We start from the raw sequence: 9,236 nt of genomic DNA, 5'->3' as shown, positions 1-9,236 counted from the left end.
GGCACCAGCCGGATCACCACGTCGGAGGCGCGGATGATGATCGGCAGCATCATCACCGACAGGGCCAGGGCCGCCGCGAGCCCGGACTTGTCCAGGCCGATGATCAGGATGACGGTGGCGTAGATGAACAGGCCGGCGACGATCGACGGCAGGGCCGTCATCGCCTCGACGATGGTCCGTACGAACCGGGCGTAGGCGCCCGGGACTTCGCTGAGGAAGACCGCGCAGGCCAGCCCCAGCGGCACGGTGATGGCCAGGGCGATCGCCATGTGCTCGACCGTCCCGGCGATGGCGTGCAGCATGCCGCCGCTGGTGAGCGGCTGGACGGGTCCGGTGACGGACATGTCCTCGGTGAAGAAGTTCAGATGCGGCAGCACGGACCGGCCGCGCCACAGGGTGTAGATGACGACGAAGGCCAGCGCGCCGACGACCAGCACGGCGAGGCTGTGGGTGATGACCGCCGCGACCCGGTCCCGCACGGCCATGGCGTTCTCCGAGAAGGAGACCAGGACGGCGTACAGGCCCACGAAGAACGCATAGGCGACCACGACGAAGCCGAGCGGCCCGTCGAACGGCGCGATCCGGGTGAACAGCACCACGGTCAGTCCGAGCGCCCCGGCCAGGGCGCCGAGCAGCGCGCGGACATCGCCCGCGCGCACGGTGGAGGTGGACCGGCGGGCCTCGGGCCTGCCGGTGTCCTCCGGTGGTCCGGGGCGGACGGTGAGGGGGGCCAGGGGCTCGGGCACAGGGGTGGTCCGATTCGTTTCGTGCTTCGTCAGATGCGGGGGATGCGTCTGCGGCGCGTGCGTGTACGGCGTCGTCATCTCAGGCCTCCGTCCCGGCGCCGGAGCGGCTGCGGGCCACGATCGAGGAGGCGACGAAGTTGACGACCAGCGTCATCAGGAACAGCGCGAGCCCGGCCGCCATCAGCGCGGACATGCCGAAGTTGCTGGCGGAGCCGTACCGCAGGGCGATCAGCGAGGAGACCGAGTTGGTGCCGTTCTCCAGGATCCGCGGCTGGATCACAAAGGCCGGCGAGATGATCATGTAGACCGCGATCGTCTCGCCCAGTGCGCGGCCGAGGCCGAGCATCGTGCCGCCGATGACACCGCCGCGCCCGAAGGGCAGTACGACGGTTTTGATCACTCCCCACCGGGTCGCACCCAGCGCGTACGCCCCCTCGCGCTCGCCGGCGGGCGCCTGGAAGAAGGTCTCGCGCATCACCGAGCAGGCGATCGGCGTGACCATGAGCGCCACCACGATCCCGGCGATGAAGGTCGAGGAGGTGTAGACGGTCGCGGGGGCCAGCGGGTCGTTGGGCTCGACGCCGTTCACCTTGAAGATCGGGATCCAGGAGAAGTAGGTGGAGATCCACCGCGAGAGCCCGACGATGTGGAACTGGAGGTAGAAGGCCCCCCAGAGCCCGTACACCACGCTGGGCACCGCGGCCATCAGGTCGATCAGGCTGACCATGGTCCGGCGTATGCGCCGGGGCGCGTACTCGGTGATGTACAGCGCCGTGCCCATGGCGAGCGGCAGCGCGAAGAAGATGGCGACGAGCCCGATCAGCACGGTGCCGGTGATGACGGCGGCGATGCCGAAGTGATGGGAGTCGGGCTCCCACGCCGAGGTGGTGATGAACGAGCCCTTGGCGACCCGCAGCGCTTCCCAGGCGCGGTAGCCGAGGAAGACGCCGACCAGCAGCATGATGACGAGCACCACACCGCCGCTGCCCCGGGCGATGCCGCGGAAGAGCTGGTCGGGCAGCCCGGCGGAGCGCTTGATCGGCCGCGGCTGGTCGGGCGCCCCGGAGGCGGGCGTGGGAACGGGTGCCGTGATCGTCATCGTGCACCCGCGCCGGCGGCGCGTGCCTTCGGGGAGTCCGGCTTCGTGGAGTCCGGCCGTACCCTCGGCGGCCGGTCACCGGGCGGCTGCGGCTGGCGCCTCGCCGAGAGGGGGACCAGACCCGCCGCGAGGTGCGCTTCGGGGACGGCCTTCACAAAGTTCCCCAGGCTGTACTGGCACTCGCGCTGGCGCTGGTACGAGCGGCTGGAAACCGCTATCGCCCGTCCGTCCAGGTCGAGCCGCCAGATCCACAGCCCGCTGGCCTCGGAGACCGTGATGACCGGCCGGGTCCTGGCCAGGCCGGCCCGCAGGGACTCCACGGCGGCGCGGCACGCGGCCAGACCGGGCTGGCTGTCACAGGCCTGGCCGAGACCGCGGTTGTTCGCGCCGAGGAGGCGCCACACCACCGAGACGGTGCCCGTCTCGGCGTCGGTTCTCGGTACGAACAGAAAGCGCGGGTGATTCATGGCCCAGCCCCCCTCCCGGCGCCGCTCCGGCGTCCGGCAGATATTGGCCGATTCCCATCATCGGCCGACCTGACCCTCACGGAGTGCGGAAGAGCGGCGGGCACGGATGAGTGAACACCGGACATCTGAAAAGGGAACGAGGTGTGCAGGGGCCGCACAAGAGGCGTGGTCATGGGGTGCGGGGTGGCGTCCACCCGCCATCCGCCCACCGTACGGGCGGGGGTACGGCTGAGGGAACGCCTGAGGCCCGGCAAACCGCTGACGGTCTGCCGGGCCCCGACTGTCCTGATCTTTACGGTCCCGCGTTGATCACTACGGGGTGATGCGGAACGCGTCGATCATGCCGACCGAGGTGCTCCGGTTGACGACCCTGATGGTGTGCTGACCTCGCGAGAGCCCCGTCTTCTGCCAGACGGTCTGCTGGACCTGCCGGGCGCCGGAGACCCGCAGATCCACCGTCGCCTGGAAGGCGTTGTCCAGATAGACGTCCACCGTGCCCATGTCCCCGTTGCGTTCGGAGAGGTACTGGATCCCGGTGCCGGTGAAGGTGTACTGCGCCGTCGCGCCCACCGTGGTGCTGTGGTGGGTGTCGTCGTTGTAGTCGCCGTAGCCCCGCCCGGTGGTGAGGTGCCAGTTGCTGTCGTACGTCACCGAGGTGTTGTTCACCATCGGGTTGGGCGTCGTGCCGAGCCCGAGCGTGGAGTTGGTGCCGGCCAGGGACTTGGCGTCCTGGTTGGCCGTCCCGGTGAGCCGGGTGGAGGTGTACGAGCTGAGCGGCTTGGCGGTGCGCTCGACGACGTACACCGTGTTGGCCGAGGTGCTCAGCGCGAATTCGGCGGCGCTGGTGGTGAGGACGGTCGCGTTGTCGGAGACGCGGCGGACGCGGACCTCCTGAGTGCCCCAGGGATTCACGACGCGGGTGCTGTTGCCGTACTGGCTCTTCAGCCCGACGTATTTGATCTCGCCGGCCTCGCGCTCCGAGCTGACCAGGAATCCGCCCTTGGCCATCAGGCTGAATTTGCCGACGAAGCTGGAATCACCGGGCACGGCCGGGAAGACCCGGATCTTGTCGTTGTACGACTGGAGCAGCGACTCGTTCATAGCCGAGAGGTGCACACCGAGATACTCGAAGACACCGTTGGTGTTGGAGGTCAGGCCGTTCGGATAGTTCTGGTACTGGCGGAGCATGGTCTTCATGCCCTGGAACGTCTGGTCGCCGAGCCCGAGGCGGGCCGCCTGGACCGCGTCGTTGGCCCAGACATTGCCGTACGGGAACGGCCGGGCGTTCCAGGTGTTGATGGCCTTCTGCTGGTCGGGGTAGCCGATTCCGGTGCGGTCGTAGGGCCAGATGATCTCGGCCGCGACATTCTCGTTGTTGCGGGTCTGGGAAATCGGCGGGGTGTGCGGCAGATACACATTGGAGTCCGCCGGGTACGCGATCAGATTGTCCACGATCCGCTGCCACTGCGGCCGGAGGTCGGCGTCGAGCCCCAGCTCCGCGCCGACCTGGATGGCCAGCGGGAACACGGTGCGTACGGCGGCCAGGTCCGTGATCGCGTTCGGCACGTTCCAGTAGGTCTCGTGCGAATTGGACGTGGCCACGTAGTACTGGCCGGTGCCGCTGTTGTACGACAGTTTCGCGGCGTAGAACTTGGCGACCTCACGCAGGAACGGATAGGCCGTGTTCCGCAGGTAGTTGTTGTCGTTCGTGTACTTGGCCTGAAGGTACATGTTGTACGCGGCTTCGGCGCCGGTCGACCAGATGTTCTTGGTGTAGTCGCTGTTGACCGTGCCCCGGGCATTGCCGTCCCAGCCCATGGTCTCCGGCACCCAGAGGCCGTCGACGTTGTATCTGGTCTGGGTGTACGCCTTGAGCGCGTTGAAGTTCCGGCTGTACAGGCGGTTGAATCCCTGGAAGAGATCGGCGTGGTTGGAGGCCAGGAACGAGTTGTAGACGTCCCGTTGGTTCCAGAACCAGTACGAGTTGCTCCACTTCGTATTGTCCCCGGTGGCCCGGAACGTGCCGTTGATGAAGTGGAAGGGATAGTTTCCGTAACCGCCGGCGGCGATCATATAGGTGCTGAGGTAGTACACGTTCTCCATGTAGTCCGCTTCACGGGACCCGTTGGAGTACTGCACGAACGACTTCTCCCAGAACGCGTGCCACCAGTTGCGGTAGTTGTTGAGGGTGTTCGTGTATCCGGTGTTCTTCACCGAGTTCAGGGCGTTCTTGGCCTGGGTGACCGAATTGTTGTTCGGGGCGTTCAGCCGGCTGCTGGCGGTGAACCAGATCGTGTAGCTGTTGGACGGCGTGATCGTCAGCCGTACCTTGCGCCCGTCGACGACCTGTGCGTTGTACGCCGCGCCCTCCACGGTCGCCGCGAGGGTGTACCCGAAGTTCTGCGGGTCGGCCTGGCCCCGGCTCAGCCCGGCGCCCGTGGAGTCCGCGTAGGTGGACACGGTCTTCCAGGTGTCCAGGTTGGGCACGTCACCGCTGTTCCCGAGCCCGGCCACATCCCACAGGCTCAGATCCAGCGAGATGTTCGACACCCCGCTCCGGGTGTCCTCCACATGGATGCCCATCACCTCGGAGTTGGGCGACCCCATGACGGTGACGGTCCTGTTGTTGTCGTACTTGGTGGTGAGCGTCCCGTCGTACAGCGAGAGGCGCTGCTGGTATGTGGTGTACCCACTGTCCATCGCGGGCGTTGTGGCCAGATTCACCAGCCCGGCGCCGAACGCGGTCTGCTGCGAGGTGTCGACTCCGGACACCTGCATGGACAGACCGTTGTTCTGCCACGCCATGGCCCCGATCTTCCCGTTCCCGACGGTCAGCCCGTAGTCGGGATTGGCGTTGGGCCGGTTGTAGACGATGTCGTGCTTGGACAGATAGCTGCCGTAGTCCACATTCAGCGCACCGGTCGCGTTGCTGAACGCGGCATCGGTGGTGGAAGCCACCGCCGGCCCACCGGCGAGACCGGCCAGCAGACAGACGGCGGCGAGGACGAAGACGACTAGTCGGTTGGGTCTCATCGTGTGTCACTCCCACGAGTGGCGAGGCGGCGCCGGAAGGCGGAGGGGAAGTTCGGATGCGCGACGTACGCGATGGCGCGTTGATCGATGAAGCAACAAGGTGACATGTTCGCAACACGCAGTGAACATCGGAGGTTTCCAACCGTCAAGCCTCTCGACACAACTAATCCATGCCCGAGCACACACATTGATCGGACCATCGCCGGGTCACCGCCGAACCATCAACAGAGAAGCTCTGCCGGATGGGTTCCGGCAGAGCTTCGGGGGCTGGGGTTCGCGGTGGGAGCGGGTCAGGAGAGGCGCAGTACGGTGCCCTCGCCGTTGGCGGAGAGGACGAGGCCGCCTTCCGGGGTTACGGCCAGGCCCGCGAACTGGCGTGGCGGCGCCGGGATTCCGGGAGGCGGGGGCGGGGTGGTGCGGATGATGCCGGGCGGCAGGCCCACCGCCAGGTTCTCGGCGTCCACCCGGGTTTCGCCCGTGGCCAGGGAGATGGTCCGCAGGCGGCGGTGTGCCACCTCCACCGTGAACAGTTCGTCGCCCAGGACGGCCAGACCCTGGGGTGCGCCGAGACCGTCCGCCACCGTCACCGGGGCTCCGTCGTCCAGCCGGAAGACCGCCCCCGCGTGGTCGTCGCTGGCATAGCAGCGGCCCTCGTCGTCGAACGCCACGTCCACCGGGTGGTCGAGCCCCTCCGCGAGGACGCTCAAGGTGTCGGCCGAGTCGATCCGTACGATCCGGCCCGCGCCCGTCTCAGCGACCACCAGCGAGCCGTCCGGGGCGACCGCGATGCCGGTGGGGCCGGTCAGGCCGGTGGCCCGTACCCGCGAGGTCTTCGCCACGGGATCGTGCGTACGCACCTCGCCGATCTGCGTGGTGAGGTGCAGGACCTGGCCGTCCGCGGTGACGCCGTGGACGAAGTGCAGCAGTTCATGGGTGGTCACCGCGCCCGAGCGGTCCGGGCTCGCCAGGCTGAAGTGGTCCGCCGCGTACACCGTGCCGCCGAGATCGACCGTCACCCCGAAGGGCCCGTCGAACCCGCGCCGGACGATCTCCCGCGTCCGCCCGTCGGCGTGCATCTCCGTGACCCCGCCGCTGGCGTAGCTGGAGACGTACATCCGGTTCTCCGCGTCGAACGCCGCGTTGTCCAGGCCCGCGACGCCCGTCGTGACGACCGTCCGCGCTCCGGTGGCGAGATCGATACGGGTCACGATCCCGGCCGGCCCCCGTGACAGCACCACCAGGACGCCGCCGAGGTCGAACCGTACCGCCACCGGATCGTCCACATCCCGCGCCACCAGTTCGGGTATCCCGCCGTCCGGGGAGATCCGCCAGACCTCGTTAGCCATCATGTGCGGGTAGTACAGAAAGCCGTCCGGGCCGAGCTGCATCGCGTTGCCCCAGGCCAGGCCGTCGGTCAGCACCACCGGCTCGCCGCCGTCCGGGAACAGCTCCATCAGCCGGCCGTTGCCGCGCATCTCGTTGACGAAGAGGCGGTCGCCGACGCAGGTGATGCCGTTGGGGACCCGTACCGCGTCGGAGACCAGGGTGTACGCGCCCGTGGGGCTCCGGCGCCACACCCTGCCGGGCGTCAGGTCGGCGATGTACATCGAACCGTCAGCCCCGAAGGCCAGATCGTCCGGCGCCTGGACCGGGCTGTCCAGCGCCACCACCACGTCGACATCCCCCGAGACGGGGTCCACCGCGCTGATCTGCCCGGCGATGAACTGCGCGACGTACAGCCGCCCGTCGGGGCCGAACGTCACACCGTTCGAACCCCACAGCGGGTTGGGCGGGTTGAGCCTGGCCGTGTCCCAGCGCCTGCTTGTGGCCTGCCACCGGCCGGTCTCGTCGTACCGGCTGGGTCGCGTCACGCCGCCTCGCCCCTCTCGGCGCCCGCCCATACGCCCGCCCCGGCGCCCGCCGCTGAACAGACCGTCGTTCGGCCGGTCATTCGGCAATCACCTCGCTCATGTCCCCGTCCGTCCGCCAGCGCGCGATCAGTTCGTGGAACTCGATCGGACCGCCCCCGTACGACTGGCTCTGCCCGGACGGCCTGCCCTCGTTGTTGTAGTAGCCGGGCGTGCACTCGGCGAGGAACCGCTCCGTGTTCGGCGCCTTCGCCCGGATCGTCGCCACCCACGCCGCCTCCGCCTCGGCCGTCGGCTCGACATGGCGTGCCTGCCGTTTGCTCGCCTCGGCCACGACTTCGGCGACATGGAGCGCCTGCTCGTCGAGAACGTGCACGAAGTTGACGGAGACCGCGTTCTGCAGGGTGCCGAGGTGGAAGAGGTTGGGGAACCCATGGCTGTAGAAGCCGTGCAGGGTCTTCGGACCGTCCTTCCAGGCCTCGGCCAGCGTGATCCCGTCCCGGCCCCGGACATCGAGTCCGGCCCGCTCGGCCGGCGGGACACCGACGTCGAAGCCGGTCGCGAAGATCACGCAGTCGACCTCGTACGGGACACCGCCCACCACCACGGCCTTCTCGGTGATGCGCTCGACACCCTGCCCGGCCGTGTCGACGAGCGTCACATTGGGGCGGTTGAACGTGGGCAGATAGGTGTCGCTGAAGGTGGGCCGCTTGCACATGTAGCGGTACCAGGGCTTGAGCGCCTCGGCCGTCGCCCGGTCCTCGACGACCGCGTCCACGCGGGCGCGTATCTCGTTCATCTTGGTGAAGTCGGCCAGTTCGGCCAGCCGTCCCAGCTCCTCGGGCGGGACATCGGAGCCGCCTCCTCCCGGTACGAAGGTCTGGAGCAGCCGGGCGCTTGTCGTCCAGCCGTCCGCGACCAGGTCCTCCTCGGCTCCGCCGCCGGCCACATGAGCGAGGAAGTTGTCCCGGCGGCGGCGCTGCCAGCCGGGCGTGACCGAGGCGGCCCACTCCGGATCCGTGGGGCGGTTGGCGCGTACGTCGACCGAGGAGGGCGTGCGCTGGAAGACGTACAGATGCTGCGCGTCCCGTCCCAGAGGCGGTACGCACTGGATGGCGGTCGCGCCGGTACCGATGACGGCGACGCGCTTGTCGGCGAGCTTGTGCAGATTGCCGTCCGCGTCGCCGCCGGTGTAGCCGTAGTCCCAGCGGCTGGTGTGGAAGGTGTGGCCGCGGAAGTTCTCGATGCCCGGAATGCCCGGGAGCTTCGGCCGGCTGAACGGCCCGCTGGAGACCACCACGTACCGTGCCGCCATCCGGTCGCCGCGGTCGGTGTGGACGATCCACTCGTGGTCGGTCTCGTCCCAGTGGAGCCGCGTCACCTCGGTCCGGAAGCAGGCGTCGTCGTACAGCTCGAACTTCCGCCCGATCGCCTGCGCGTGCTGCCGGATCTCCTCGCCCGGCGCGTACTTCCAGCGGGGTATGTAACCGACCTCTTCGAGCAGGGGCATATAGATGTACGACTCGATGTCGCACTGGACGCCCGGATACCGGTTCCAGTACCAGGTTCCGCCGAAGTCCCCGGCCTTCTCGATCACCCGGATCCGCCGCACACCCGCCTGGCGCAGCCGCGCGCCGGCGATCAGACCGCCGAAGCCGCCGCCGATGATCACGGCGTCGACCCGGTCGTCCAGCGGCTCACGGCTGAACTCCGCCGTCGTGTAGGGGTCGTCGACGTAGTAGCCGAACGCGCCGGTGGTGCGCTGGTACTGCTCACTGCCCTCGGGGCGGATACGGCGGTCGCGCTCGGCCCGGTACCGGGCGCGCAGGGCGTCCGGATCGAACCCGAGGTCCTCGGGGGTTGAGGCGTGGGGGGTGGACATGCGTTCCTCTCAGCGGTCGCGGAGCGGGACAGAGGCTGTGCTCATGCAACCGGAACGGCCTGACACCCCCCGGCCAGTTGCCTGACGGCAGGCTGACATGAGGAAGGTCACATGTCCGGGGGTGGGGTTACGGAGGTGGGG

Annotated in this window: 5 protein-coding genes and 1 pseudogene; all 6 read right to left on the bottom strand. The window is 68.4% G+C overall.

All coding sequences use genetic code 11. The features are described 5' to 3' along the window. A pseudogene (locus WH07_RS33370) lies at positions 1-824 on the bottom strand (hypothetical protein); the annotation flags it as partial. 1 nt (position 825) lies between these two features. Then, positions 826-1,845 (bottom strand): phosphate ABC transporter permease subunit PstC, encoded by a 1,020-nt coding sequence (gene pstC, locus WH07_RS33365; protein ID WP_046508465.1) that lies wholly within the window; start codon positions 1,843-1,845, stop codon positions 826-828. Further along, the gene (locus WH07_RS33360; RefSeq protein WP_052744644.1) at positions 1,842-2,312 is read right to left on the bottom strand and encodes a hypothetical protein; all 471 of its coding nucleotides are present in this window, start codon (positions 2,310-2,312) and stop codon (positions 1,842-1,844) included. Before WH07_RS33360 ends, pstC begins: the two co-directional genes overlap by 4 nt. 312 nt (positions 2,313-2,624) lie before the next feature. After that, on the bottom strand, positions 2,625-5,345 hold the full coding sequence (locus tag WH07_RS33355) for a glycosyl hydrolase family 95 catalytic domain-containing protein (protein ID WP_198533941.1): 2,721 nt from the start codon (positions 5,343-5,345) through the stop codon (positions 2,625-2,627). A gap of 290 nt (positions 5,346-5,635) precedes the next feature. Continuing rightward, positions 5,636-7,246, bottom strand: a complete 1,611-nt coding sequence (locus tag WH07_RS33350; RefSeq protein WP_046508467.1) for an SMP-30/gluconolactonase/LRE family protein — start codon at positions 7,244-7,246, stop codon at positions 5,636-5,638. A 46-nt stretch (positions 7,247-7,292) separates the two neighbouring features. Continuing rightward, positions 7,293-9,095 carry a flavin-containing monooxygenase gene (locus WH07_RS33345; RefSeq protein WP_046508463.1) on the bottom strand — a complete coding sequence of 601 codons (1,803 nt, stop codon included), beginning with the start codon at positions 9,093-9,095 and terminating at the stop codon, positions 7,293-7,295. Positions 9,096-9,236: the final 141 nt, after the last annotated feature.

Source organism: Streptomyces odonnellii (assembly GCF_000981895.1).
In the GTDB taxonomy this organism is placed as follows: Bacteria; Actinomycetota; Actinomycetes; order Streptomycetales; family Streptomycetaceae; genus Streptomyces; species Streptomyces odonnellii.
Note: the sequence above shows the minus strand (reverse complement) of the source record. Positions and strands in the feature narration are given on the sequence as shown.